Genomic DNA, 25,594 nt, shown 5'->3' with positions numbered 1-25,594 from the left:
TGTTGTTTTGCTTCATCCATCGTATGGCTGCCAGCTGTGACTATTCATAGAACTTCTCCCTGCACGTGTCGTGCGGTTCGGTTCGCCGGCCCGGGCTTGGAAGAATGGAACCGAATATAGTCCAGGGCTCGGGCAGCCCGAGCGGGAGAGCGGCGAATGAACCTGAATATCGGCGAAGCATGGGCTCGTCTGGCCGAACCGGTTGCTGTCGACCTGCAGGCCTGGCAGTGGGCAGCCTTGGCCGTCGTCGTCGGGTTGCTGGTCCTGCCGCGCCGCATCTGGCGCATCACCGGGCTGTACTCAACACTCATCCACGAGATGGGGCACATTGTCTCAGCGATGCTCACCGGGCGATTCGTCATGGGCCTGCGTCTGGGATGGGACCATTCCGGCGAAGTGGTCAGCCGCGGCCGGGGAAAATTCTCGGTCATTTTCTCGGGCCTTTTCGGGTATCCGGCGCCGTTGTGGGTGTCGGCGGTGATGCTGTGGGCGATTTCCGAGGGTTATGCCGGCCGGGCGCTGGGCGTTTACGCGCTGTTCTTCCTGCTGGCCTTGTTCTTCGCCCGCAACTGGCCCGCGGTGGTGGTCTGCCTGGTCACCTCCGCGGTGGCCCTGGCCGTGGTGTTCTTCGCCCCGGCCGGCACCTATGTCTACCTGTCGCTGCTGATTGCCGGCTTTCTGCTGCTGGCCGGAGTCAAGGACTTCATCAAGGTCATCGGAGTGCACACCTGGCGGCGGCGCGATCTGGAGCAGTCCGATGCCTACCTGATAGCCCGCGCGACCGGTACCTTCGCCACCCTGTGGCTTGTGGTGATGCTGGCGCTGGGGACTGCGGCGTTGCTGTGGGCCGTGAGCAGCCTAGTCGGACTTTTCTGAGGCATGCTTGTCCACTGATTTCTTGGTCGCCCATCGGGTGACAGCCCAGGCCGCCGCGGCAACCAGGACGATCGGCGCGACCTTGGCCTTGCGTTTGGTTTTCCCTTCCGGGTCCACCGCCATGTCCTGTAGCGGATCGCCGCCGTGCTTGATGCGGATTTCCTGGGCCTGGACCAGGTCGCGGTAGTTGGACAGGGACTTCTTGGCCACCAGCGTTGAATCACGCAGCGGCAACTGGACCTCTTCGGCGGACGGCATTCCGGTGCGCAGCTGCCTGAGCCTGATGAATTCGATGTCGACCAAGGCTCCGAGGATCAAGGCGATATTGCTGACCCAGCAGGCGACGATCAACACGATGACGCCGCCGATGGCCCCGTAGGTTGCCGAATAGTTGGCGAAGTTGCTCAGGTAGATGCTGAAGCCTGCCATGGAGAGTCCCAGAATGAACATCGCAGTGACAGTGCCCGGCGAGAACCACTGGAAGCGCGGGCGCTTCACGTTCGGGGTGTAGTAATACAGCAGCGCAAGGACCAGCAGGAAAACCACCAGCAGTGCGGGAGGTTTGGCCAAGTTGAAGATCGTGACAAAGCTGTCGCCCAGGCCGAAGATGTTCCCCAGCGCCTGCGCGACGGATCCGGAGGCGACCAGCAGGACCATGGTGATGACCGCCAAGACCATGATCAGCAGGGTGATCAGGAACATCTGCGGGCGGCGCTTCCACTGGGGCCGGCCTTCGGTTGCGCCGTACAGCCGGTTCATCGACCGGCCGAATGCGGCAACGTAGGCCGAGGTGCTCCACAACGCACCCAGCGAACCTGCCACGATCGCCAGCGTTGTCCCGGCCGCATGTTCAGCCAAGGTGTCGAGCAGCTGTTCGGCCGTGTCCAGCAGCTGCTTCGAGTCGCCGGTCAGTACTTCGCCGTTCGGGGCCAAGGCCATGTGCAGCACCTCCAGCATCCATTCGGTGCCGCTTTCGGTGGCGCCCGCGAGCGTCAACAGCGAAATGAGTGCGAGAAGTCCGGGGAACATGGCGAGCACCATGTAGAAGGACAGGGAGGCGCCGCCATCGAGTCCATCGTTTCTGAAGAACTCGCGCACTGCGCGCGGATAGCAGAGGTAAGCCTCCCGCAGCCTGTCCTTCGCGGACCTTTTCGTCATGGGCATGAGCTTCCTCTGTTGCCCAATGCCGGGCTCTTGGCGTTGCATCTTGGTTTCAGCCTACAGAAGATCGGATTCGCACGTTCCGCAACTGCGCCCTGCCTAGGGATAAATACGGGATTATGCAGTATCGGGCACTCATTTCTCCGCTCGCGGCGCGGTATCGAAAAGATGCATGTGTCGTCGGGCACACCGGGCAGGGAACCCTTTGCCGCTTGGATTGAATAGCTCAGACAAAATGAAGTGGTTCCATATCACAATTGGGGTCCAGGAATCCATTTCGAAAACATAACGCTCGGGGTGCTTCGATGTGGGAATCAGGGCTTGGGGAGAAGATTTCTTAAATTTTTTTTCTGACTTTGACCTCGTGTTTTAGTGTCCCTGAGAATTCACTGAGTTGCCAAGGTGGCGGGGAGGTGCGCTATCGTCTTTCATAACGTTTCGATAACACTCGCGGTGTTATGGGGAAACAGGTACTGCCGGAACTTCCGAACCGCTCGTCAGGGCAGTGCTTAATCAACGTCGAAATGCGACGCTGAGCGGTGCACAAGGATGGTCTTGGAAGGCCTGAGTGCGGAAGAGCACTGGAGAATAATGATCCAGCAGAAGACTAAGAAGATTGTCCGTCGCGGTGGAGCCACCCTGGCCGCGTTCGCAGTTGCCGGCGGCGCCATGGTTGCCACCACCGCACCTGCCTCGGCAGCAAGCACCTGGGACAAGTTGGCCCAGTGCGAGTCCGGCGGAAACTGGTCCACCAACACCGGTAACGGCTACTCGGGCGGCCTGCAGTTCTCGCCGTCGACCTGGAAGGCCTACGGCGGCAAGGGTTCGGCCCATAACGCGTCGAAGGCCGAGCAGATCCGCGTGGCCACCAAGGTCCAGCAGGGCCAGGGCTGGGGCGCATGGCCAGCTTGCACCGCCAAGCTTGGCATCAGCGGCTCGCCTAAGGGCACCGCCACCAAGCAGGCAACCTCGACCGCCAAGAAGTCGAGCACCCAGACTTCGCAGAAGGCCAAGTCGTACAAGTCGTACTCGAACGACTACGAGCGCACTGCTTCGCGCAGCGCGGCTCCAACCCAGTCGGTCAAGTCGGTCAAGTCGACCAAGTCGGTTGCGCCGGCAACCTCGGGCAAGCGCGTCGCCGCAGCCCCTGCTCCGGTGAGCTTCAACATCGACGTCACCGATTCGGGCAAGAACTACACCGTGAAGTCCGGCGACACCCTGGCAAAGATTGCCAAGAAGCTGGACATCAAGGACTGGCGCGGACTGTTCGTCTTGAATGACGACCAGCTGAGCAACCCAGACCTGATCATGGTCGGACAGACCCTGAACGTTCCTACGAAGTAATTTCGCAGAACGATTCCCGAGTCCCACGATTGGCATTCAGCCGGTCGTGGGACTCGTCTTTTAAGGCGTCGGAAGCCTCGTGAAGCGCGTACTCGTTTTATACCTATATATAAAGGTATAGAAGCGGCGTATGGTGGCGTCATGAAAACCGATTTCACCCATCCGCAACCGGCCGTGCAATGGGACATTCTGGGTGCAGGATTCCAAGAATCCGCGTTGCTCGAACGGCCCGGCACAAGGGGCGGCGCCCCCGGCGGCTGGCGGGGCGGGGCGCTGGATGTGGAAGGGCTGGCGAGCCACAGCGTGGGACTCGTCGGCCAGGCGGTCGCCGAGCTGTCCGCCGGACGATGCGAGCTGCGCAGTGGGCCGTCCCAGCTGGCCGCGGGCTTCGAGTCCTTCCGGCACCTGAAGATCGCGGGGCGCACGGTGCAGGCTTTCGCGCCGCTGTCCGGATTCTTCCCAACCGCCCGGGGATGGATCCGGACCCATGCAAACTATCCGCACCACGAACGTGCGCTGTTGGATGCGATGAATGCCAGCGGCCCTGAGCAGCTAGCTGCCGCGCTCGCGCAGTCCGATGCCTTCGAAGCCCAAGAACGCATCGTGGCCGCCGGAGGCATCGCCGCCGCGGTACGCAGCCGCAAGCAATGGCTCGACGAACCGCAAGCGCAGCCGGCAGCGGCAGGACCCTGGGCGCAGTTCGAGTTGTCCGCAATGCCCGAGACCGGCGTGTGGCGGTTCCATCCGGAGTCCCGGCTGCCCCTGGAAGGACTGAAAATCCTGGACTTCACCCGGGTCATCGCCGGTCCCACGGCGTCCCGGACGCTGGCACTGCTGGGCGCGCAGGTGCTGCGCGTGGACGGACCCCGGATCCCGGAACTTCCCGACCAGCACATCGACACAGGATTCGCGAAGCGCAGCACGGTGCTGGACCTTGCCACGGTGCCGGGGCTGGCGGCAGTCCACGAGCTGCTGGCGCAGGCGGATGCGGTGATCCTGGGATACCGGCCCGGGGCCTTGGAAACGCTCGGACTGTCCGCCGAGAGCCTGCGGGAGCGCTACCCGCAACTAGTCATCGCCCAGCTGTGCGCTTGGGGCTTCGCAGGTCCGTGGGCATCCCGCCGCGGGTTCGACAGCATCGTGCAGGCTGCCACCGGCATCGCGGACGCGTACCGGACGCCGGGCGGGAAACCCGGAGCTCTTCCGGTTCAGGGGCTGGATTACGCCGCCGGATACGGTATTGCGGCCGCGGTGATCGCCTTGCTTCGGGCCCGCACCGAGCGGCAGCGGACCGGGACCGTGCGGTTTTCGCTGGCCAGGACCGCGCAGGCCCTGTTCGACTTCGGCCGCCCCGCCGCCCCGGCAGTGGAGCTCGGAACCCCAGCGACCGCCCGCCGGGAGAGCGGCTACGGCATGCTCGACTACGCGCTGCCGCCCTTCGAGCTCAATGGCGCGCAGCTGGACTACCCGCAGGCGCCGACGCGCTACGGCACGGACCAGCCCGCGTGGGCCTAGCCTTTGAGGAGGGCCGTGGCGAAATGCCGCGCGCCGGGTCCATAGGCCCGGGACAGGGCGAGGAAACGTTCGCGGCTGGGCCGGCCGGGCCAGTTGCCAGGCAGCATGGCATCAGGCAGTCCGGGATCGAGGTAGGGCAGCGCCCGCCAGGCATCGACCATGGCCACGTAGCCGCGGTAGGCGGCGGCCGGCGAGGCTGGCTGCGCGTCCAGCGCGGCGGTGCTCTCCAGGAAGGTTGAATGCATCGATTCCAGCCGGCCGAGGTCCCACCACTGCCGTGCGGCCTGCATGGCGCCCTCGGGGAAGTCCGGGGTCTGCGTGGTGAAGACGGTGGCGTAGGAGCGGACCTCCAGCGCGCCGAGGACCTGGAGCACTTCCTCGCGCAGGTAGCCGGGGAAGATCCACAGCCCGGCATTGACCAGGCCGCCGCCGAGCTGCAGGAAGTGCTTGCGCACCTGGTGCCGCAGGGGTCTCATGGTCTCCGGCAGCGAATAGGCCACCAGGCACCATAGTTCTTCGTCCGCCATTTGGCGTGGCGTGAAGATCCGGCGGTCGCCCCGGGCGAACATCGCGTGGGCCGCGGCGGTGACCTGCAGGCTGGAGGTCCCGGCGGCCTCCAGCACGCCGCGGTCCGCCAGCCGCGAAATCGCCGTCTGCGCGGTCGGGGCCGAGACCTCGGCGGCCGTGGCCAGCGCCAGGATCTTGGTGCGGGCTACCGGAGCGGCTTCATGGCGCAGGTACAGGCCCGCGATGGTGCGGATGATGGAGGCGGCGCTGCCGGTACGCGCCTCGAAATCATCCAGGGTGAAGGCGACGAGCTGCGTGCTAGCTGCCAATTTCGGTGCGCACCGCAAACAGCTCGGGGAAGAACGTCAGGTCCAGGGCGCGCTTGAGGAAGTCGACGCCCGATGAGCCACCGGTGCCGCGCTTGAAGCCGATGGTGCGCTGCACCACACGCAGGTGGCGGAAGCGCCAGGCCTGGAAGTTGTCCTCGACGTCCACCAGGTCCTCGCAGGCCTGGTAGAGGCTCCACAAGGTGTCCTCGGATTCGTAGATGTCCTTGTAGACCGGGATCAGCGATTCCTGGAAGGTCCACGGCTTGGTGACATCGCGTTCGAGCACCTCTGCCGGGATGTCGTAGCCGTGGCGGGCCAGCGCCGCGAGGAACACGTCGTAGAGGGTCGGCTCGTTCAGCAGGTTGCTGAGCAGCTCGTGCGCCTTGGGATCCGCTTCGTGGACCTTGAGCATTCCGGCGTGCTTGTTGCCGAGGATGAATTCCACCGCGCGGTACTGGAAGGACTGGAATCCCGAGGAGGATCCGAGGAAGCCGCGGAACTGCGCATACTCGCGCGGGGTGAGCGTCGCCAGCACTGACCACTGCTCGGTCAGCGTCTTCTGGATGTGCTTGACGCGGGCAAGGCACTTCAGTGCCTTGCCGATGTCGTCGGCGCCCAGCAGGCGGCGCGCCTCGACTAGCTCGTGGAGCATGAGCTTGAGCCACAACTCCGAGGTCTGGTGCTGGATGATGAACAGCATCTCGTCGTGGTGCTCCGGCACGCTGACCGGATGCTGCGCGGAGAGGATCCGCTCCAGGTCGAGGTAGCTGCCGTAGGACATCGTGTTGTGGAAGTCGGTGCGGACCCCCGACTCGATGTCACGCTGATTGGTTCCATGCTGGTCTTTGCTCATGGAGACAAGAGTATCAATATCGTTTCGCTCGTCACAATAATGAAATTCGCAGTTTTCGCGCACGGGCAGTCAGTCTTTCCGGGCCTCGGGAATAGATCTCCGATGTTGCGGGTTGTTACATGCATACGCATCTAAACCTCGGGAAAGGCGTGAACATGAGCAAGTCCGTTGTGGTGATCAGTGGTGGCCTGGGAAGCCCGTCGAGTTCCTCGCTGCTGGGACGCCAGCTGGGCGAATCCATCGCCGGGCAGCTGGCGCTCGCCGGCGTGCAGGCCGACGTGGCCAACATCGAGCTGCGCGAGCACGCCAGCGACATCACCAACAACATGCTCACCGGATTCGCCGTGCCAACCCTGCAACGGGTCATCGACGCGGTGCTCGGCGCCGACGTGCTGGTGGCCGTGACGCCGGTCTTCACCGCCTCGGTATCCGGCCTGTTCAAGTCCTTCCTGGACATCCTGGATCCCAAGTCGCTCAGCGGCAAGCCGGTAGTGCTCGCCGCCACCGCGGGCACCCAGCGCCACCAGCTGGCCATCGACTACGCCATGCGGCCGATCTTCGCCTACCTGCGCGCGCAGGTCATGCCGACCACGGTCTTCGCCGCCTCGGAGGACTTCGGCGGCCAGGGCATCTCAGGCACCCTGTCCGACCGCGCGCAGCGCGTGGCCCGCGAGGTGGCCACGGCCCTGGCGTCCTCCGACGGGGAGCTGAAGCCCGACGCCGATCTGGGCGACACCCGGTCCATCGCCCCGTCGGTCAGCGAAACCGCCGACCCCAACGACGAGATGACCTCCCTGCCCTTCGAAGCGCTGCTGGCCAACGTCCGCTCCGGGGCCAGCTAGGCCAGCCCCGAAACCCGCGAATCCCGCGGGGCGCCGAGCTCCAAGCCCGGTGCCCCGCGGGATTTTCCATGCCTGCCGGCATCTCGACCGGATTCGTCGAGGGCAGGGAGAAAATGTTAGTACGATGTGCCATGCCTGCTGAACACCGATAACATCAAGAATTGTGGGCCGAGCAGCGACGCGACGGCGTTCGGCGGTGCCCGCGCAGCTTTGTACTACCAGTGAAAGGTGTAGCAGTCGATGCTATCCGAGGAAACAATCACGGCAATCGCCGATGAACTGGTCCAAGCAGGAGTCACGCGTACCCCGGTGCCCCGCCTGACTGCCCGCTACCCGGAAATGACCGTCGAGGACTCCTATCGGGTGCAGAACCTCTGGCGCCAGCGCTCCGAGGCCAACGGCCGTGTGCTGGCAGGCCGCAAGATCGGCCTGACCTCCCGCGCCATGCAGATGGCCACCGGCATCACCGAGCCGGACTACGGCATCATCTTCGACGACATGGTCCTGGACTCCGGGTGCACCGTGAAGTGGGACCAGTACACCCACCCGCGCATCGAAATGGAACTGGCGTTCAAGCTCAAGAAGGACATCAAGGGCCCGAACGCGAACATCTTCGACGTGCTGGAAGCCACCGAATACGTCATCCCCGCCCTGGAGATCCTCGATTCGCGCATCGAGATGGAAGGCCGCACCATCGTGGACACCATCTCCGACAACGCGGCGATGGGCGCCATGGTCATCGGCGGCAATCCGGTGCGTCCGGAAGCCGTGGACCTGCGCTGGGTCTCAGGCATCCTGTTCAAGAACCAGACCGTGGAGGAAACCGGCGTCGCCGCCGGCGTGCTGAACCACCCGGCCGCCGGCGTGTACTGGCTGGCCAACAAGATCGCCGCCCATGGCGATAAGCTCAACGCCGGCGAGATCATCCTCGCCGGATCCTTCACCCGTCCGATGTGGGTCTACGAAAACGACACCGTTTTCGCCGACTACGGACCGCTGGGAACCGTGACATGCCATTTCGAGTAGAACCCGATGCCTCGCTGAAGGACGCGCTCAAGGACGCCGACCACGCCCTGTCAGGGGTGTGGGTCTGCTCGGGCTCCCCGCTGGTCGCAGAGATCTGCGCCGGCGCCGGCTTCGACTGGCTGTTCATCGACGGCGAGCACTCGCCCAACGACCTGGGCAGCATCCTGGCCCAGCTGCAGGCGGTGCGCGGCTACCCGGTGGTGCCCGTGGTGCGCCCGCCGGTAAACGACCCGGTGGTCATCAAGCAGTACCTGGATCTGGGGGTGCAGTCGCTGATCATCCCGATGGTCAATGACGCGCAGCAGGCGGCCAACGCTGTCGCGGCCTGCAACTATCCGCCGGCCGGCGTGCGCGGCGTCGGCTCGGCGCTGGCCCGCTCCGCCCGCTGGAACCGCATCCCCGACTACCTGAACCGGGCCGGGGAGACCATCACCGTCATGGTGCAGATCGAATCCGCCGAAGCGGTGGAGAACGTCGAGGCGATCGTGGCCACCGCGGGCCTGGACGGCATCTTCATCGGGCCTTCGGACCTCGCGGCCTCCATGGGAGTGATCGGCCAGCAGAACCACCCCGAGGTGGTCGCCGGCGTGATGAAGTCCATTGCCGCGGCCCGCGCCGCCGGCAGGTACGTGGGCGTGAACGCCTTCGATGCGGCCACCGCGCGCAAGTACATCGAAGCCGGGGCCCAGTACGTGGGCGTCGGCGCGGACGTGGCGCTGCTGGCCCGCTCCACCGAGGCGCTGGCCGCCAGCTACCGGGCCGAGGCCTCGGGCGCAACGCCTGACAGCTACTGACCCAGGCGATCTGCCTTACCCAAGGTGCCATCATTGCGCGTCGATCATGATCGGTCGGCGCCGATGGTGGCACCATGGAAGATGATGAGCCGCGAAAAGAAACCCATGAAGGCAGTGATGTTGCGCCTGCGCAACGGCTGGCCGATGCCCCTTGCCCTGCAGGGAGTCTTCGAGATGCTGCAATCGGTCGTGTTCGCCCTGGCGCTGATTGCCCTGCCGCTGGTCGCTGTCTACTTCAGCGGCGGCTTCCTGGAGGACTCCTTCGAGACGATCCTGCAGTTCGCCGGGTTCGTCTGGCTGCTCATCCACGGTGTGCCCATCGAGGTCTTCAACTTGGGGCCCGAGACGGATCCGAGCTCGGTCACCGGCTGGCTGACGCTGATGCCGCTGGGGCTGAGCCTGCTGCCCTTCCTCTTCTGCCTGCGCGCCGGGCGCCGCATTGCCCGCGCCTCCTACACCGACCAGCTCTGGCAGGGCCTGCTGGGTGCCATCCTGGCCTACGGGGCCATCGGCACCGGCGTCGGCTTCCTGGTCGCGAACGACTATGGCCGGGTCAATATCCTGGCCGCCACCTTCATTCCGCTGATCATCGCCTCGCTGGGCCTGATCATCGGCGCCCGCCGCGAGGCCGGCTCCTGGGGCCGGCTGTTCGGCATGGACACCGCCGCCTACCTGCACAGCGTCTCTCCGCACCGCCGCTGGGCCGGCTCCTACGTCTGGCATGTGATCGTCTCGGGCTTCATGGGCTACGTGGCCGCCGTGGGCATCTCCGGCATCCTGCTGACCATCACCCTGGGGCTGCACTGGACCGAGGTCGCCAACGTCTACCAGGAACTGCGCCCCGGGCCCATCGGCTCCGCCGCACTGACCCTGCTGCAGCTGGCGCTGATCCCCAACGCGGTGTTCTGGGTGCTCTCCTGGATCAGCGGCGGCGGGTTCAGCCTGGGTGCGGGCAGCACGCTGTCCACGCTGGAAACCACCGTCGGCCCGCTGCCCTCGATTCCGATGCTGGCGGCGCTGCCTTCCGGCGAGCCGGCCAACCAGTGGCTCTACCTGCTGATCCCGGTGCTGGCAGGCATCCTGGCCGGCTGGTACTTCCTGCGTGTGGGGGAGAATCACCTGGAAGACTGGTTCGCCCGCCGCATCCCGTTCAACGCGCTGGCGCTGGGCGCCTCCACCGCCTGCCTGGCCGTGTTCACCGGTATCGTGGCCGGCCTGATGTCGCTGGCCGGTTCGTGGCTGTCCTCCGGCTCGCTGGCCATCGGCCGGCTGACCGAGATCGGCCCGCACGCCTGGGTGACCGCCGGGGCGCTGGCCCTGCAGATCGGTCTGGGCACCGCCATCGGCTACCTGATCGCCCCGCTGTTCGAAACCGACCCGGTGCTCGAAGGCTAGCGCCGGCGGCGCATCGGTTCAGGCGTCCAGATCCCAGAGGTGGTGCACCACGTCATGCCAGGCATACTGGTTCAGTGTTTCCACCGTAAACGCGGCGCCATTTGAGCGTATGCCCCTGCGGGTATATTTCTCCGGACTGATGCTTTCAAGCTTGGCGGCATAGGCCTCGGCCGCCGCGCGCAGCTTCTGCGACGCCTGTTCCGGGCTCAGCGTGTTGTAGTGGCCCTGCTCGGCGGCAACATCCTGGTCCCAGTTCGGAAAGCCCGGGTCGGCCTGCTCCAGCATCAAATCCAGGCGCCCGAGCATGACTTCCAGCATCTCGGCCACGTGCACCACGTACTCCTGGTCGCTCCAGCGGGCGGGGTTGCGGCGGGTCGCGGCCCCCGGACGCTCCAGCACCGACTGGTAGCGCTTGACCACCTGCGGCACCTGTGCCACGGTTTCCTGCACCGACAGGGTGCGCACGTCGACACCGCACTCGGGGCACACTTCATGCAGGACGAAGGTCCAGTCCTTGTCATCCGGGACGATCTGGCTCATGGTCCACTCCTTGGTTGCTCGGCCGGAAATTCAGTCTAGGCCTGGGCCGGGCCCATGGACAGGGGGCCGGTTCGATGTGACGAAGTTCGAAGGCCGCAGCAGGCACCGGGTCGGTGCAGGCTTGCCGCCAACCGTAGAATGGAAGCTATGCGTATTGTGGTTTTGGTGTCCGGCACCGGTTCGAATCTCCAGGCAGTCATCGACGCGGTCGCCAGCGGCGAACTGGCAGATGTGCAGATCGCGGCGGTGGGCGCCGACAAGCACGGCACCTACGGGGTTCAGCGTTCGGCGGCCGCCGGCATCGAGACCTTCGTGGTGAACTTCAAGGACTTCGCGGACCGCGGCGAGTGGAACCACGCGCTGACCGAAAAGTGCCTGTCCTACGCCCCGGACTACGTGGTGTCCTCCGGTTTCATGCGCATCGTGGGCGAGGAATTCATCAACGCCTTCGACGGCACCTACATCAACACCCACCCGGCCCTGCTGCCGTCCTTCCCCGGCGCCCACGGCGTGCGTGATGCCATGGCCTACGGCGTGAAGGTGACCGGCTGCACCGTGCACATCGCGGACGCCGGCGTGGACACCGGCCCGATCCTGCGCCAGGAAGCCGTGGCCATTCTGGACACCGACACCGAAGAGACCCTGCACGAGCGCATCAAGGTGGTCGAGCGCCGCCTGCTCATCGCCACTCTGGCGGACCTGGCCGCCAAGTAGCCGCCGCCCGCCGGCCGCACCCTAACGAGACTGAGATGACCGAACACACTTCCCCGGCCGCGGCCGGCGATCCCGAACTTTTCACCGCCGAGGAACTGGCCACCGCGCTGAAGGTGCTCTCCGTGGTGCACCAGCTGGACTCCGAGGACGAACGGCATATCGCCGTGCGCCGCGCGACCAGCAACATGTTCAAGGCCGCCAAGCGCTACCGCAAGTCCCAGAAGCGCGCCGAGATCAGCGCCGCGGACCGCGCGCTGATCGAGCGCACCGCCACCGGCTCGCCGCAGCGGCTGGATGACGAGACCCTGGGCCTGGATCTGAGCACTCCGACCCTGGAACAGAGCGCCGGGGAATTCCGCAAGCCGCGCGGCTGCTACATCTGCAAGCAGCGCTACACCACGGTGGACGCCTTCCACCACTACCTGTGCCCCGACTGCGCCGCCGCAGGCCGCGAACGCCGCGACGCCCGCGCGGACCTGACCGGCAAGCGCGCGCTGCTCACTGGGGGACGGGCCAAGATCGGCATGCACATCGCCCTGCGCCTGCTGCGCGACGGCGCCCACACCACCATCACCACCCGCTTCCCCAAGGACGCGGCCCGGCGCTTCGCGGCGCTGGAGGACAGCGCGGACTGGCTGCACCGGCTGCGCATCGTGGGCATCGACCTGCGCGACCCGGCCCAGGTGATCTCGCTGGCCGACCGCGTCGCGGCCGAAGGCCCGCTGGACATCCTGATCAACAACGCCGCCCAGACCGTGCGCCGCACGGCGAACTCCTACCAGCACCTGATCGAATCAGAGCAGCAGCCGCTGGCCGGGGAACTGGCCTTCGGGCAGGGCGGCCCGGAGCTGTGGGGAGAAGCGAACCCGCCGGCCGAGCACCCCCGCGCCCTGGCCAGCGCCTTCCGCCTGGAGGACTCGGCGCTGCTGGCCCCGAGCACGCTGGGCAGCTACGACGCACAGCAGCTCGCGGACCTGGCGATGACCGCCGGCTCCGCCTCGCTGGAGCGCATTGCCGCGGGCACCGCCATCGACGCCGGCGGTCTGGTGCCTGACGTGGTCACCGAGAATTCTTGGACGCAGATCCTGGGCGACGTGGATGCGCTGGAGATGCTGGAAGTGCAGCTGTGCAACGTCACCGCGCCCTTCCTGCTGGCCTCCCGGCTGCGCCCGGCGCTGGCCGCCTCCGAGGCGCGCCGCAAGTACATCGTGAACGTCTCCGCCATGGAGGGGCAGTTCTCCCGCCGCTACAAGGGCGCCGGGCACCCGCACACCAACATGGCCAAGGCTTCGCTGAACATGCTCACGCGCACCAGCGCCGAGGAAATGCTCAAAACCGACCGGATCCTGATGTCCGCGGTGGACACCGGCTGGATCACCGACGAGCGCCCGCACGATTCGAAGGTGCGGATGGTCGCCGAGGGCTGGCACGCCCCGCTGGACTTGATCGACGGCGCCGCCCGCGTCTACCAGCCCATCGTCGACGGCGAGCGCGGCATCGACCTCTACGGCTGCTTCCTCAAGGACTACGAACCGTCCCCGTGGTGACGGACGGTCAACCAGCAAAACCCGTGATGGCGGGGCGGTTCGCGAAGAACTGCCCCGCCATCACGGGTTAATGGGACCTAGCTGCTGGGTCAGGCGCGGCTGGTGGATCAGGCCAGGGTAAAGCGCAGCGTGCGCACCTCGAAGGCTCCGAGCTTGAGCTGAACAGAATTTTTGTTCACTTCCACCGGCTCCAGCGGATCCTCCAGCAGGCTCGCCGTGGCGGCCGAGGCCACCGGGCGGTTGAGGCTCAGCGCGCCGGGGGCGCGGCGTCCCAGCGATTCATACACCCGCACCACCAGGTCCCCGGAGCGGTCGGCGGCCAGCTTCACGCTGGAGACCACCAGGCCGTCGCCGGAGAGCGCCACCAGCGGCTCGACCTCGCGGGCGCCGGAGCGCACGGTTTGCGCGCTGTTCAGCAGTGCGCCGGCTTCGGTGGCGCTGGCGATGTCCGCGCCGATGACCAGCCCGTACCGGTGGGTCTGCAGCCCCTGGTCCGTCTGCGGATCCGGGAAGCGCGGGGCGCGCAGCAGCGAGAGCCGCACGGTGGTGGTGACCCGGGCGTCCTCGGCGTCGCGGGTGACGTCGAACCCGTAGATCGAGTCGTTGACCAGCGCGGCGCCGAAGCCCGGTTCCTGGGCCAGCACGAAGCGGTGCATCGAGGTTTCGAACTTCGCCGCCTCCCAGCTGGTGTTCACGTGGGTGGGGCGCTGGTGGTAGCCGAACTGCGTTTCAGCGATCGTCTGCTCGGCGCGGATATCCAGCGGGAAGGCGACCTTGAGGAACTTCTCCGCCTCGTGCCAGTCGGTGCTCTGGGAGATCTGCACGGTGCGCTCTCCGGGAGCCAGCGACAGTTCCTGGACCACCGTGGAGTTGGAGAAGCTGCGGGTCACCGTCACGGTGGCAGTGCCCCCGGTTTCGGAGAGCTGCAGGCTGTCCGCCGCACGCAGGTCGGTGACCTGGTTGCGGTAGTACTTGTCCACGTCCCAGGCATCCCACATGTTCGGGAAGTCCTGGTGCAGCTGCAGCAGGTTGGCTTCCTTGCCCTCGGCAATGGTTTCGCGGCCGGTGGCCAGGTCCACGGCGGAGGTGATCAGGCCTTCGGAGTTGATGACCACGCGCACCAGCTCGTTGCCCAGCACGTATCCGCCGTCCAGGGCTTCGGCCTGCACCGGCTGCGCCGTGGCGGGCTCCGGCACACGGGCCGCGCCGAAAGGCACCCCGTGGCGGGTGTAGGCCGCCGCGTTGAACTCCAGCTGCAGGCCGCCGGATCCGGCCAGCACCTGCTGGGCGCGGGCGATCAAGGCCCGGGCCTGGGTGATGGCCTCGGCGTAGCGGGCAACCACCTCGCGGTGCACCCAGGCGATCGAGGTGCCCGGCAGGATGTCGTGGAACTGGTGCAGCAGCACCCTCTCCCACAGCTCGTCGAGCTGCTCGTAGGGGTAGGGCTCGCCGGTGTACACCGCAGCGGTGGCGGCCCACAGCTCGGCCTCGACCAGCAGCTGCTCGGTGCGGCGGTTGCCCTGCTTGGTCTGGTGCTGGCTGGTCAGGGTGGCGCGGTGCAGCTCCAGGTAGAGCTCGCCCACCCACACCGGTGGGTTGGGAAGCTCGGCCTTGGCGCGGTCGAAGAAGTCGTTGGGATGCTCCCAGGCCACCGTGGCGCTGCCTTCCAGGTTGGCCAGGCGCTTGGCCTTGCCGGTCATCTCCCGGGTGGTGCCGCCGCCGCCGTCGCCCCAGCCCACCGGGGCGATCGAATTGTTCGTGACCCGCGCTTCGCGGAACTGGCGGGCGGCCTTGGCCACTTCCTCGCCCGAGAGCTGGGAGTTGTAGGTGTCCATGGACGGGAAGTGGCTGAACATGCGCGAGCCGTCGATGCCCTCCCAGTCGAAGGTGTGGTGGGGGAACTTGTTCTGCTGGTTCCAGGAGATCTTCTGGGTGAAGAACCACTCGAAGCCGGCGCGGCGCATCAGCTGCGGCAGGGCGGGGGAGTAGCCGAAGGAGTCAGGCAGCCAGACGCCCTTGGAGGTGATGCCGAATTCCTCGCGGAAGAAGTTCTGGCCGTAGAGGAACTGGCGCACCAGGGATTCGCCCGAGGGCATCACGGTGTCGGATTCCACCCACATGCCGCCCAGCGGCAGGAAGCGGCCCTCGGCCACCTGGCGCTTGACCCGGTCCCAGACCTCGGGGCGGTGGGTCTTCAGCCACTTGTACTGCTGGGCGCTGGACATGCCGTAGAGGAATTCCTCCTCGGTCTCCAGCAGCTCAACCATGGAGGAGCAGGTGCGCGAGACCTTGCGGATGGTTTCGCGCAGCGGCCACAGCCAGGCCGAATCGATGTGCGAGTGCCCGATGGCGGAGATCCGGTGGGCGCTGTGCTCGGCCGGGGCGGCGAGCACAGCCGCCAGCTGGTCGCGGGCGTCCTGCGCGGTCTGCGGGATGCGCTGCAGGTCCATCACGTCCAGGGCGTTGTCCATGGCTTGCAGGATCTGGAAGCGGCGCGGGCCGTCGGGCAGCTGCTCCTGCAGGTCGAAGAGCACCTCCAGGTCCAGGGCCAAATCGTGCACCACCGGTTCGAAGACCGCCAAATCCAGGCGGCGCAGCGTGTAGAGCCGGCGCGAGGAGGAAGTGAGGATGTCGCCCTGCTCGGTGGGCAGGAAGGGATGGTAGTCCAGCAGCACCGGATTGGAAGCTGCCTCCATGTACAGGTCCACCACTTCGCCGCCTTCGGCGGCCTCGGCGACCGGCACCCACTGATTGCGCGGGTTCAGCGCCTTGATGGTGATGCCGTCCGGGCGGTAGATCAGCCCTTCGCACTGGAAGCCTGTCATGTTGATATCGAAGCCCAGGTCGATGACAGCCTCGACGCGGCGCCCGGCCCAGGAGGCGGGAACCTGGCCCTGGAGGTGGAACCAGGTGGTGCCCCAAGCCGCGCCCCACGGGGTGCCGACCGAGGCCGGGGTGTACTCCAGCGCCAGGCCCTCGGCCGGCGTCACCGGTTCACCGGGCAGTTCGTGCCACGACACCTGCAGCGGAATGCTTTCCGAGTAGATGGCCGGACGAATTCGTTCGTCTAGTACGCGCTTGACTCGTCCGATGGTCAGCGAAGTGTCGTCGTGCATGAAGACCTTTCAAGGGTGGGACCTGCTTCGGTACAGCTCACTGGCCACACTACCGAAAAAACCGGGGCGCGAGCTGGTGCAACTCCCCCTGGCCGCGGGCGCAAGCTGGCAGTTCCCTGCGCGCGGGAAGCGCGCCCCGCGGTCTCCCGCAGGATCGGGCCGTACCAGCTTCGCGGCCTTCGCATGGTGTTGGCCGGAATCCTATCGACCGCGCGTGAAGCCTTCTGAGTTCGACAAATCGAGATGGGGCAGGCGGAAACAGGCGTCTTTTCAGCGCAGATCCGGCTGAAGCCCAGCAGATGCCCAAGTTCTGGAACTACACTGAATGCCTCCCAGAATGGAATGATCGCTTCCACTTCGTCAGATCTCCCATCAACGACTACCGTTAGAACGTTGCGGGGCAGGAAAGTTGCCCCGGGCACCCTGGAAACTGTGAAAGGTGGGGAAACGCATGCGCTCAGATGCACTACGACGACGTAAGCAAATTCTCCGCACGGCTCGTGAACTCTTTGCAACCCATGGCGCCAATGTGGCCATGGAATCAATCGCCGAAGCCAGCGACGTCGGTATCGGCACGCTGTACCGGAACTTCGCCGCACGCCCCGAACTCGTTGAGGAAGTCACCCTGGACATGCTCCAGGACGTCCGGCAGGCCGCCGAGCGCGCCGCCGCCGGCCTGGCCCGGGGTGAGAACCAGGCTTGGCAGGAATTCCTGGACGCCCTGGTGGGACTGAACCTGGGTGCGCTCAGCGAATCGCTGAGCCTGCAGCTCCCGCAGACCATCGGCGAGCGGATCATGCAGCCTCAGCGGGACACCGTGCGGGTGGTCAGCAAGGCCCTGGAACTGGCCAAAGCGGCCGACCTGGTCCGCCAGGACCTCACCGGCAACGAGCTGATCACCGGCATCGGACTGGCCACCAGGCCGTTGCCGCGCGCCTTCGCCAAGGCCGCTCCCGGGATCGGCAACCGGCTGACCCGCATCATGCTCGACGGCATGCTGCCCAATCCGGCCATGGGAAATCCCTAGCCGAGGCGTTTAGCCCAGCTCCCGCCCGCGGGTTTCCGGAGCGAACTTCGCCATGAACAGCACTGCGAGCAGCACCAGCGCGGTGGCGCCGGCGAACAGCCAGGACAGGCCGACAACCGGCCAGAGCGCGGCGAACAGCAGCGGACCGAAACCTGCGGCGAAACGGGACATGGTCGAAGCCCAGCCGAAGCCGCTGGCCCGCAGTTCGGTGGGATACAGCTCGGAGACATAGGCGTAGAGCACCGGGATCGCCACCTGGACCACCACGCCGAAGACCAGGACCCAGCCCACGGCGGTGGCCGGGACATCAAGGCTCTGCGCCACCACAACCAGCACCAGGCCCGAGAGCGGGCCGAAGATGCCCAGCAGCCACTTGCGCCCGATCTTCTCCACCAGCAGCGCGGCGATGACCACGCCGATCAGGCCCATCAGCGCCATCACCGCGGTGGCGAAGAAGGACGCTGACTGTGCCATGCCCGCCTCGGTCAGGATGGTCGGAAGCCAAGTCAGAGCCAGGTAGTAGACTAGCAGGATGGTCACGAAGAGCAGCCAGCTGGTGGCCGTCAGCTTCCACGAATGGCGCCACAGCGAGGCAGCCTGCTCCCACCAGCGCGGGGTCTTGGGAAGCTCGGCCTGCTCGATCACGTACTCGCGCGGCGCAGCTCCGGTGCGCGCCACCAGCTGGTCGATGACCGCGCGAGCCTCGGATTCACGGCCCTTGGCCGCCAGATACAGCGGGGATTCCGGGATGGAGCGGCGCACCACGTACACCATGAAGGCCGGCAGGATCATCACCACGAGGATCAGCCGCCAGTTGTTGGAGGTCGCCATGACCCAGCCGGAGACGAAGAACGACAGGGCGGCGCCGACCGGCCACCAGCCGTCCATGGCGGTCAGCACGCGGCCGCGGTACCTGGCCGGGGTGAATTCGCCGACCAGCGCGTAGTCCACCGGGATGCAGCCGCCCAGGCCCACGCCGGCCAGGAAGCGGAAGACCACGAAGAAGCCGAAGTTCGGCGACAGGGCGCCGAGCACGGTGAACAGGGCGAACATCAGCAGCGTCAGGCTGAAGGCGTTCTTGCGCCCGTAGCGGTCGGCGATGCCTCCCCAGAGGAACGCGCCGATGGCCATGCCCACCAGGTTCGAGGTTCCCAGCAGCGCCGCGGTCGGCCGGTCCAGCCCCCATTCCTGGGCGACCAGCGGGATCAGCGCGCCGTTGAGCGTCACGTCCCAGGCGTCGAACATGAAGCCGAGCCCGCCGATGATGAAGATGGTTCCCTGGACCTTCCACTTGAACGGAAGCTCCTGCACCACATGGGTGCCGGAGGGGAGGGTGGCTGTGGACACGGTGGTGTACCTTTCGCACGGTGCAGATGATGTGGCTTCTACCGCGTCGAAGCTTAGCCGATATCCGCGCGCGGCGGGTACCCGCCTTACGTCTGATTGCCTAAGCCGTCAAGGCCTTTTGCAAGTTCGGGTAAGGGAGTAATCTCTGGACATGGGAGTAGATTGGACCGCTCTCGAAGAGGCGATACGGGTTGCAGCCCTTCGACACGCGGCTGAAGTAATTGAGGCACACCCGGAGCAGACCTTTTATGCGATTGCCCTGCATGGGGTGAGCACCGAAGAGAGCGAAGCCATTGCGATGCCGCTGCTGGCCCTGAACTCGGTTCAGGCCCTGGCGCGCGACCGGGCCGCCGAATCCCGCGAACAATTGGTCGAACGCGGCGAAGACGTGGATGAGCCGGACGACTACGAGGACCGCCCCGACGCTGACGAGCACAACACCCTGGAACCTGAGCCGCCGGTTGCCGACGAGGATTCACTGGTGATTTCGGATGCAGAGAACGACGAGGAATCCGAGGACGACGAAGACGCGGACGACGGCGAGGATCTGGATGCGGTGCTCGCGGTCATCGAAGCGGATCTGGACGAGGACGACGCGGAGAGCTTCTACTCGGACAAGTGGGAGCCCAGCGACTGGCACTGGTCCTCCATCGACCTGTGCGAGGAACCCGCGGCCGGCATCTGGTCCGAGGCCCTGACCGACCAGGCATCCCGCGAGGGATGGGAACCGACCATCAAACGCTATTACCACTGCCTGGTGGCGGTGGCCCACTCGCTGCGCGACGAGTTGAACGAACGGACCTCGGTGGATCTGGTGTCCTACGTCGCCGACGAGGACCATGCGGAGAAGCTGCTGCGCCTGTGCCTGACCGATCAGCAGCTGGCTACGCATTTCCCGCAGCTGGGTGATCTGGTCCAGGGGCACTGACACGAACTGAGGGGCAACCGGCAGATTTCGCTAGAATAGGGGCGGCGGCCTTTCCGCCGCCCGCCCCATTCATTCTCACCGCCGGGAGAAAATTTTCGTGAGTAAGACCGTCTTGGACAAAGTCGCTATCCGCCGCGCATTGATTTCCGTCTACGACAAGACCGGCTTGGAGGAACTGGCCGCTGGACTGCACAACGCAGGCGTCCAGCTGATTTCCACCGGTTCCACCGCCAAGAAGATCGCCGCCGCAGGCATCCCAGTGACCGAGGTCGAGCAGGTGACCGGTTCGCCGGAAATGCTCGACGGCCGCGTCAAGACCCTGCACCCCATCATCCACGGCGGCATCCTGGCTGACCGCCGCGTGCCCGAGCACATGGACACCCTGGCCGAGCGCAACATCGGACAGATCGACCTGGTGGTCGTGAACCTGTACCCGTTCGTGCAGACCGTCGCCTCCGGCGCCGCGCAGGACGAGGTTGTCGAGCAGATCGACATCGGGGGCCCGGCCATGGTCCGCTCCGCCGCGAAGAACCACGCCGCCGTGTCCATCGTGGTCGACCCGAGCTTCTACCCGCAGGTCATCGAGGCAGCCGCAGCCGGCGGCTTCGAGCTGAAGACCCGCCAGCGCCTGGCCGCCAAGGCCTACGCGCACACCGCCGCCTATGACACCGCGGTCGCCACCTGGACCGCCAGCCAGTTCCTCGACGAGGACGGCGACGGCGTCATCGACTGGCCTGCCTACTCCGGCGTCGCCCTGCAGCGCGCCGCAGTGCTGCGCTACGGCGAGAACCCGCACCAGCAGGCCGCCCTGTACGTGGACGAGGCGGCCCCTGCCGGCATCGCCCAGGCGGACCAGCTGCACGGCAAGCCGATGAGCTACAACAACTACGTGGACGCCGACGCTGCGCTGCGCGCGGCCTTCGACTTCGACAAGCCTGCCGTAGCAGTCATCAAGCACGCCAACCCGTGCGGCGTAGCGGTGGCCTCCGAGGACGCAGCAGACCCGATTGCCGACGCGCACCGCAAGGCGCACGCCACCGACCCGGTGTCGGCCTTCGGCGGCGTCATCGCGGCCAACCGCACCGTCACCAAGTCCATGGCAGAAACCGTGAAGGGCATCTTCACCGAGGTCGTCATCGCCCCCGACTTCGAGCCGGAAGCCGTTGAGATCCTCTCGGCCAAGAAGAACATCCGCCTGCTCGCCCTGCCGGACGGCTACGGCCGCAACAGCAACGAGCTGCGCCAGGTCTCCGGCGGCATGCTGGTCCAGGCCGGCGACAAGATCGACGCCGCCGGCGATGAACCGGCCAACTGGACCCTGGCCGCCGGCGACGCCGCCGACGACGCCACCCTGGCGGACCTGGCCTTCGCCTGGCGCGCGGTGCGCGCCGCGAAGTCCAACGCCATCCTGCTGGCCAAGGACGGCGCCGCGGTGGGCATCGGCATGGGCCAGGTCAACCGCCTGGACTCCTGCAAGCTGGCAGTGGAGCGCGCCAACACCCTGGGTGTGAAGGTCGAATCCGGTGCGGATGCAGCCGGTGGTGCGGAGAACGCCGATACCGCGGCCTCCGAGCAGCGCGCCGTGGGCGCAGTCGCCGCCTCGGATGCGTTCTTCCCGTTCGCCGACGGCCTGCAGATCCTGATCGACGCCGGCGTCAAGGCAGTTGTCCAGCCGGGCGGCTCGGTCCGCGATGAGGAAGTCATCGCCGCCGCGAACGAAGCAGGCATCACCATGTACTTCACCGGTGCACGCCACTTCTTCCACTAGGAACCAATCGCGCCGTTCCGGGCGGTGCCGCCAACGCTTTGCGCGCTGGCTGCACGGCCCGCGGTGCTTAACCGAGCACTGCAGCTGGGGGAGCGCCGCCCGCAGCTGCAGTACAGTCATTGGTTCGGAAATGATGTTCGGCAGCGAGCAGTGCCGGAGCTTGGGCCAAAGCCGTGGAAGCGTTCGCGGGAAAAGCGCGACAGAGCACGGTGCGGCCGCTTATCCGGAACCCCGGAGTCGGGTCCGGAGCAGCCGAAACACCGTCCGTCCTGCCGTCAAAAAGCATCTTTTTTCTGCGGTTGGCGAATCCCCATTTCACCCCGTGATCATGGGGCAGGATCGCTGCCCGAGATGCCTGAATCCAGCCCGGAGAGGTCCAAAAAGCCCGGGATTTCAAGGTTTTCATAGTAAACTTGTACGCTATGGAATCTCACACGCCACGTCCGCACCCGTCAGGTACGGGATCGAAAGCGACCGAAAAGGGAAGTGAAAAAGACCCAAAACAACACCGGGAACGCAAGGGTGAACGCGTGCTCAAAGCCCTGCGCCATGCCAAGGAACCGTCCTTCGGCATCCATCCGGGATTGATCCCCGGCATCAGCGTTGAAGACACCGGAGCCACGTTCCCGACCCGCCGCGGAGTATTCATTTCCGCGTTGGTTGCCGTCCTCGCGGTACTGCTCTGGGCCATCATCGCCCCGACGAATTTGAACGAAGTCGGCGTGGGCATGCAGACCTGGGTCGTCACCCACTTCGGCTGGCTCTTCAACGTCATCGTCCTGGGCATCGTGCTGTTCATGCTGGTAGTCGGCTACGGGCCCACCGGCAAGATCCGCCTCGGAGCGGATGACAGCACTCCCGAATTTTCCACCACGTCGTGGATCTCCATGCTGTTCGCCGCGGGCCTGGGCATCGGCTTGATCTTCTACGGCCCGCTGGAACCGCTGAGCCACTTCAAGACTCCGCCGCCATCCACCGATGCGCAGGCAGGCACCAACGACGCGGTGCTCCCGGCGATGACCGACTCCTTCCTCCACCAGGCGACCTTCGCCTGGTGCATCTACGCCTTGGTCGGCGGCGCGCTGGCGTACGTCTCCTACCGTCGTGGGCGCCTGCCGCTGATCTCCTCCCTGTTCGAACCGGTGTTCCCAAACGGCAACAACCGCGTGCTGGGCAAGATCATTGACGTTTTCGCCGTGCTGGTGACTTTGTTCGGCACCGCGACCTCGCTGGGCATCGGCGCACTGCAGATCCGCACCGGTACGAGCATCGTCACCGGAGCGGAACTGGGCAACGGGTTCGTGGTCGTCGCGATCAGCCTGCTGACCGTCGTCTTCACCATTTCGGCGGTGGCCGGCATCAAGAAGGGCATCCGCCTGCTGTCCAACACGAACATGGCGCTGGTCATTTTCATGGCGATCTTCGTGCTGGTCACCGGACCGACCATGTACATCCTGGACCTGCTTCCGGCCTCGGTCATCGCCTTCTTCGACAACCTGCCGCAGATGCTCACGGTCTTCGCCAGCGAGGGCACCGTCGAGAAGGAATACCTGACCGCCTACACCACCTTGTACTGGGCCTGGTGGATTTCCTGGTCGCCGTTCGTGGGCATGTTCATCGCCAAGATTTCCAAGGGCCGTTCGCTGCGCCAGTTCGTTACCGTGGTGATGCTGGTTCCTTCGGCGATCTCCATGATGTGGTTCACCGTCTTCGGCGGCTCCGCCATCTGGATGAACCTCAACGGCCAGGACATCGAAATCCAGGGATCCGGCGAGAACGTGATGTTCGACCTGCTGGCCAACCTGCCGATGAGCCCGGTGATGTGGATCGTCGCCCTGCTGGCGATCCTGGTGTTCTTCGTGACCGCCGCGGACTCCGCGTCGAATGTCATGGGTTCCATGTCGCAGTCCGGCCGCCCGGTGCCGTCCAAGCCGGTCACCATCGTCTGGGCCGTGGCGTTGGGCCTGATCTCCATGTTCCTGCTGCTGGCCGGCGGGCGCAATGCGCTGTCCGGGCTGCAGTCGATCATGGTCACCTGCGCGTTGCCGTTCGCGATCATCCTGATCGGCGTCATGATTTCCTGGGGCATCGAACTGCGCAACGACCCGCTGATGATCCGCCGCCGCTATGCGCTGGAAGCCATCAAGGGCGGTGTCCGCCAGGGCATCGACGAGCACGGCGACGACTTCGTCTTCGGCATCTCCCAGGTTCCGGAAGAACTCGGCGCAGGGGCCGATTTCGACAGCGAGGACCCGGCGCTCACCGAGTGGTACACCGACAATGCTCCGGAATTCACCGGCGAGCAGCCACAGGTCGAGGCCGGTGGCCCGAAGCCTGCCGAGCTGACAGGGAAGGACGTGCAACCGAGCCTCGAAAAGGCAGAGGACGACGACGCCCCGGAAACGGTCAAGAGCTGACCTGATCCAAAAGTCGTTCCAATGAAGTCCACCGCTTTTCGGCGTTTGCCAAAAAGCGGTGGACTTCTGTGTTCCGATCCGGGGAATGCGCTTGGCGGCGTATTCCCAGCGCTATGCCAGCGTTCTACTGCGGCGTGATGGCAGCCTGCTTGAGGTAGACAGCCAAGCCACCTCAGTGTTAGGCGCCGCCGTTGAGCAAGGCGTGAGCGGAAAGGAAATTGTTCAACAACTACTTGCCCAGATTGTTCAACAACCTGTATTGTCTTGTGCGTTACATTAGTTCTGTGACAGCAGTCACCGCTACCGCAACGGATGAAATCATGTCTACTCCCGATTCGAAGCCTCAGGCTACGTCAAAAGCCCGGCGCACAGCGCTGCTGGGCGCCATGTTCCTCATGGCCACCAGCGCCATCGGCCCTGGTTTCATTACCCAGACCACTGAGTTCACCGTGCAAATCGGTGCGGCCTTCGCCTTCGCCATCGTCGTATCGATCCTCGTCGACATTGCGGTGCAGCTCAACGTCTGGCGCGTGATCGGCGTCAGCGGCCTGCGCGCCCAGGAGCTGGGCAACAAGGTCCTTCCCGGCGTCGGCTGGCTGCTGGCCGCCTTGGTCTTCATCGGCGGCATGGTGTTCAACATCGGCAACATCGCCGGCACCGGCCTGGGCCTGAACGCGATGCTGGGTGTGGACGCCAAGATCGGCGGTGCCATTTCCGCAGTGATTGCGATCCTGATCTTCCTGTCCAAGAAAGCGGGCATGGCGCTGGACCGCATCGTGCTCCTGCTGGGCGCCATCATGATCCTGCTGATGCTTTACGTCGCGATCGTCGCCGCGCCTCCGGTGGGCGATGCGCTGCGCAACGTGGTGCTTCCCGAGCAGGTCGACTTCCTGATCATCACCACCCTGATCGGCGGCACGGTCGGCGGCTACATCACCTATGCCGGCGCGCACCGCATGCTGGACTCCGGGACCACCGGCGTCGAGCACGTCAAGGAGATCTCCAAGACCTCGGTGCTGGCCATCATCGTCACCGGCATCATGCGGGTGCTGCTCTTCCTGGCAATCCTCGGCGTCGTTGCCGGCGGCGTGGCACTGACCAGCGACAACAAGGCAGCCGAGGCATTCGGCGCCGCGGCAGGAGATATCGGCCTGCGCTCCTTCGGCATCATCCTCTGGGCCGCCGCGCTGACCAGCGTCATCGGCGCCGCCTACACCTCGGTTTCGTTCATCACCAAGAGCACCACCCCCGAACGCACCCGCAACCTGATCACCGTCGGCTTCATCGCCGTCTGCGCCGTGATCTACGTCTTCCTGGGCAAGGCTCCTGCGACCCTGCTGATCTTCGCCGGGGCCTTCAACGGCCTGATCCTTCCGGTCGGCCTGGCCGTCCTACTCTGGGTGGCCTGGCGCCGCCGCGACCTGATGGGCGGCTATAAGTACCCCAAGTTCCTGCTCTTCATCGGCGCCCTGGCCTGGCTCCTGACCGTGTTCCTCGGCTACAACTCCCTGTCGGGGCTCTCGGCCCTGTGGAATGCCTAAGGCGGAT

Annotated in this window: 20 protein-coding genes; 14 read left to right on the top strand and 6 right to left on the bottom strand. The window is 65.7% G+C overall.

Annotated features, from left to right (window positions below; genetic code table 11):
- Positions 1–156 precede the first annotated feature (156 nt).
- On the top strand, positions 157–876 hold the full coding sequence (locus DFO58_RS08125) for a M50 family metallopeptidase (RefSeq protein ID WP_120990127.1): 720 nt from the start codon (positions 157–159) through the stop codon (positions 874–876).
- Here the strand turns inward: DFO58_RS08125 and DFO58_RS08120 are convergent.
- Positions 859–2,034, bottom strand: coding sequence for a YihY/virulence factor BrkB family protein (locus tag DFO58_RS08120; RefSeq protein ID WP_052772248.1), 1,176 nt, complete (start codon positions 2,032–2,034; stop codon positions 859–861). The genes DFO58_RS08125 and DFO58_RS08120 overlap by 18 nt on opposite strands.
- Before the next feature lie 594 nt (positions 2,035–2,628).
- On the opposite strand from DFO58_RS08120, the gene DFO58_RS08115 reads away from it, so the two are divergent.
- Both DFO58_RS08115 and DFO58_RS08110 read left to right on the top strand, forming a co-directional pair.
- Entirely contained in the window at positions 2,629–3,381 is a 753-nt protein-coding gene (locus DFO58_RS08115) for a transglycosylase family protein (RefSeq protein WP_113606866.1), read from the top strand.
- 141 nt (positions 3,382–3,522) lie between these two features.
- Positions 3,523–4,896: a CoA transferase gene (locus DFO58_RS08110; RefSeq protein ID WP_120990125.1), complete on the top strand. Its 1,374-nt coding sequence runs from the start codon at positions 3,523–3,525 to the stop codon at positions 4,894–4,896.
- Here the strand turns inward: DFO58_RS08110 and DFO58_RS08105 are convergent.
- Both DFO58_RS08105 and kynA read right to left on the bottom strand, forming a co-directional pair.
- A complete protein-coding gene (locus tag DFO58_RS08105) occupies positions 4,893–5,732 on the bottom strand; it encodes a PaaX family transcriptional regulator C-terminal domain-containing protein (protein ID WP_052772250.1) in 840 nt (279 codons plus the stop codon). The two genes, DFO58_RS08110 and DFO58_RS08105, sit on opposite strands and share 4 nt — an antisense overlap.
- Complete coding sequence (gene kynA / locus DFO58_RS08100; RefSeq protein ID WP_053797411.1) at positions 5,722–6,585, bottom strand: tryptophan 2,3-dioxygenase; 864 nt, start codon at positions 6,583–6,585, stop codon at positions 5,722–5,724. The genes DFO58_RS08105 and kynA overlap by 11 nt, the downstream gene beginning before the upstream one ends.
- Before the next feature lie 155 nt (positions 6,586–6,740).
- Here kynA and DFO58_RS08095 point away from each other — a divergent pair, with 155 nt between their 5' ends.
- From DFO58_RS08095 to DFO58_RS08080, 4 genes are all read left to right on the top strand, one after another.
- Positions 6,741–7,427 (top strand): CE1759 family FMN reductase, encoded by a 687-nt coding sequence (locus tag DFO58_RS08095; RefSeq protein ID WP_120990123.1) that lies wholly within the window; start codon positions 6,741–6,743, stop codon positions 7,425–7,427.
- A gap of 240 nt (positions 7,428–7,667) precedes the next feature.
- Positions 7,668–8,453 (top strand): 2-oxo-hept-4-ene-1,7-dioate hydratase, encoded by a 786-nt coding sequence (gene hpaH, locus DFO58_RS08090; RefSeq protein WP_047118331.1) that lies wholly within the window; start codon positions 7,668–7,670, stop codon positions 8,451–8,453.
- Positions 8,438–9,247 (top strand): aldolase/citrate lyase family protein, encoded by an 810-nt coding sequence (locus DFO58_RS08085; protein ID WP_113606862.1) that lies wholly within the window; start codon positions 8,438–8,440, stop codon positions 9,245–9,247. Before hpaH ends, DFO58_RS08085 begins: the two co-directional genes overlap by 16 nt.
- Positions 9,248–9,331: 84 nt before the next feature.
- Positions 9,332–10,642 carry a DUF6350 family protein gene (locus tag DFO58_RS08080; RefSeq protein ID WP_286163524.1) on the top strand — a complete coding sequence of 437 codons (1,311 nt, stop codon included), beginning with the start codon at positions 9,332–9,334 and terminating at the stop codon, positions 10,640–10,642.
- Between the two features lie 18 nt (positions 10,643–10,660).
- Here DFO58_RS08080 and DFO58_RS08075 read toward each other — a convergent pair whose 3' ends face one another.
- Positions 10,661–11,182: a DinB family protein gene (locus DFO58_RS08075; RefSeq protein WP_120990121.1), complete on the bottom strand. Its 522-nt coding sequence runs from the start codon at positions 11,180–11,182 to the stop codon at positions 10,661–10,663.
- Positions 11,183–11,329: 147 nt separating this feature from the next.
- Between DFO58_RS08075 and purN the strand changes: the two genes are divergently transcribed.
- Together purN and DFO58_RS08065 are read left to right on the top strand one after the other, a co-directional pair.
- Positions 11,330–11,896, top strand: coding sequence for a phosphoribosylglycinamide formyltransferase (gene purN / locus DFO58_RS08070; RefSeq protein WP_113606860.1), 567 nt, complete (start codon positions 11,330–11,332; stop codon positions 11,894–11,896).
- 35 nt (positions 11,897–11,931) lie between these two features.
- Positions 11,932–13,443: an SDR family NAD(P)-dependent oxidoreductase gene (locus DFO58_RS08065; RefSeq protein ID WP_047118334.1), complete on the top strand. Its 1,512-nt coding sequence runs from the start codon at positions 11,932–11,934 to the stop codon at positions 13,441–13,443.
- A gap of 107 nt (positions 13,444–13,550) precedes the next feature.
- Here DFO58_RS08065 and DFO58_RS08060 read toward each other — a convergent pair whose 3' ends face one another.
- Entirely contained in the window at positions 13,551–16,559 is a 3,009-nt protein-coding gene (locus tag DFO58_RS08060; protein WP_120990119.1) for a glycoside hydrolase family 38 C-terminal domain-containing protein, read from the bottom strand.
- Between the two features lie 451 nt (positions 16,560–17,010).
- On the opposite strand from DFO58_RS08060, the gene DFO58_RS08055 reads away from it, so the two are divergent.
- Positions 17,011–17,586, top strand: coding sequence for a TetR/AcrR family transcriptional regulator (locus DFO58_RS08055; RefSeq protein WP_120990117.1), 576 nt, complete (start codon positions 17,011–17,013; stop codon positions 17,584–17,586).
- Between the two features lie 9 nt (positions 17,587–17,595).
- Here the strand turns inward: DFO58_RS08055 and DFO58_RS08050 are convergent, their stop codons facing one another.
- Positions 17,596–18,933, bottom strand: a complete 1,338-nt coding sequence (locus tag DFO58_RS08050) for an MFS transporter (RefSeq protein ID WP_120990115.1) — start codon at positions 18,931–18,933, stop codon at positions 17,596–17,598.
- Positions 18,934–19,201: 268 nt separating this feature from the next.
- Here DFO58_RS08050 and DFO58_RS08045 point away from each other — a divergent pair, with 268 nt between their 5' ends.
- The 4 genes from DFO58_RS08045 to DFO58_RS08030 all read left to right on the top strand — a co-directional run bounded on the left by DFO58_RS08045 (position 19,202) and on the right by DFO58_RS08030 (position 25,587).
- Positions 19,202–19,861 carry a hypothetical protein gene (locus DFO58_RS08045; protein ID WP_220668537.1) on the top strand — a complete coding sequence of 220 codons (660 nt, stop codon included), beginning with the start codon at positions 19,202–19,204 and terminating at the stop codon, positions 19,859–19,861.
- Positions 19,862–19,958: 97 nt separating this feature from the next.
- Positions 19,959–21,629, top strand: coding sequence for a bifunctional phosphoribosylaminoimidazolecarboxamide formyltransferase/IMP cyclohydrolase (purH, locus tag DFO58_RS08040; protein ID WP_053797421.1), 1,671 nt, complete (start codon positions 19,959–19,961; stop codon positions 21,627–21,629).
- 530 nt (positions 21,630–22,159) lie between these two features.
- Complete coding sequence (locus DFO58_RS08035) at positions 22,160–24,046, top strand: BCCT family transporter (RefSeq protein ID WP_286163523.1); 1,887 nt, start codon at positions 22,160–22,162, stop codon at positions 24,044–24,046.
- Between the two features lie 320 nt (positions 24,047–24,366).
- Positions 24,367–25,587: an NRAMP family divalent metal transporter gene (locus DFO58_RS08030; RefSeq protein WP_120990109.1), complete on the top strand. Its 1,221-nt coding sequence runs from the start codon at positions 24,367–24,369 to the stop codon at positions 25,585–25,587.
- Positions 25,588–25,594: the final 7 nt, after the last annotated feature.

This window comes from Arthrobacter sp. AG1021, assembly GCF_003633665.1.
GTDB lineage: Bacteria > Actinomycetota > Actinomycetes > Actinomycetales > Micrococcaceae > Glutamicibacter > Glutamicibacter soli.
The sequence above is the reverse complement of the archived record's forward strand: the minus strand, read 5'-3'. Positions and strand labels throughout refer to the sequence as shown.

What these genes read in the sequence shown, in the direction of transcription:
- DFO58_RS08125 (WP_120990127.1), top strand. Translation starts at nt 157, where the DNA reads ATGAACCTGAATATCGGCGAAGCATGGGCTCGTCTGGCCGAACCGGTT.
- DFO58_RS08120 (WP_052772248.1), bottom strand. Translation starts at nt 2,034, where the DNA reads ATGACGAAAAGGTCCGCGAAGGACAGGCTGCGGGAGGCTTACCTCTGC.
- DFO58_RS08115 (WP_113606866.1), top strand. Translation starts at nt 2,629, where the DNA reads ATGATCCAGCAGAAGACTAAGAAGATTGTCCGTCGCGGTGGAGCCACC.
- DFO58_RS08110 (WP_120990125.1), top strand. Translation starts at nt 3,523, where the DNA reads ATGAAAACCGATTTCACCCATCCGCAACCGGCCGTGCAATGGGACATT.
- kynA (WP_053797411.1), bottom strand. Translation starts at nt 6,585, where the DNA reads ATGAGCAAAGACCAGCATGGAACCAATCAGCGTGACATCGAGTCGGGG.
- DFO58_RS08095 (WP_120990123.1), top strand. Translation starts at nt 6,741, where the DNA reads ATGAGCAAGTCCGTTGTGGTGATCAGTGGTGGCCTGGGAAGCCCGTCG.
- hpaH (WP_047118331.1), top strand. Translation starts at nt 7,668, where the DNA reads ATGCTATCCGAGGAAACAATCACGGCAATCGCCGATGAACTGGTCCAA.
- DFO58_RS08085 (WP_113606862.1), top strand. Translation starts at nt 8,438, where the DNA reads ATGCCATTTCGAGTAGAACCCGATGCCTCGCTGAAGGACGCGCTCAAG.
- DFO58_RS08080 (WP_286163524.1), top strand. Translation starts at nt 9,332, where the DNA reads ATGAGCCGCGAAAAGAAACCCATGAAGGCAGTGATGTTGCGCCTGCGC.
- DFO58_RS08075 (WP_120990121.1), bottom strand. Translation starts at nt 11,182, where the DNA reads ATGAGCCAGATCGTCCCGGATGACAAGGACTGGACCTTCGTCCTGCAT.
- purN (WP_113606860.1), top strand. Translation starts at nt 11,330, where the DNA reads ATGCGTATTGTGGTTTTGGTGTCCGGCACCGGTTCGAATCTCCAGGCA.
- DFO58_RS08065 (WP_047118334.1), top strand. Translation starts at nt 11,932, where the DNA reads ATGACCGAACACACTTCCCCGGCCGCGGCCGGCGATCCCGAACTTTTC.
- DFO58_RS08060 (WP_120990119.1), bottom strand. Translation starts at nt 16,559, where the DNA reads ATGCACGACGACACTTCGCTGACCATCGGACGAGTCAAGCGCGTACTA.
- DFO58_RS08055 (WP_120990117.1), top strand. Translation starts at nt 17,011, where the DNA reads ATGCGCTCAGATGCACTACGACGACGTAAGCAAATTCTCCGCACGGCT.
- DFO58_RS08030 (WP_120990109.1), top strand. Translation starts at nt 24,367, where the DNA reads ATGTCTACTCCCGATTCGAAGCCTCAGGCTACGTCAAAAGCCCGGCGC.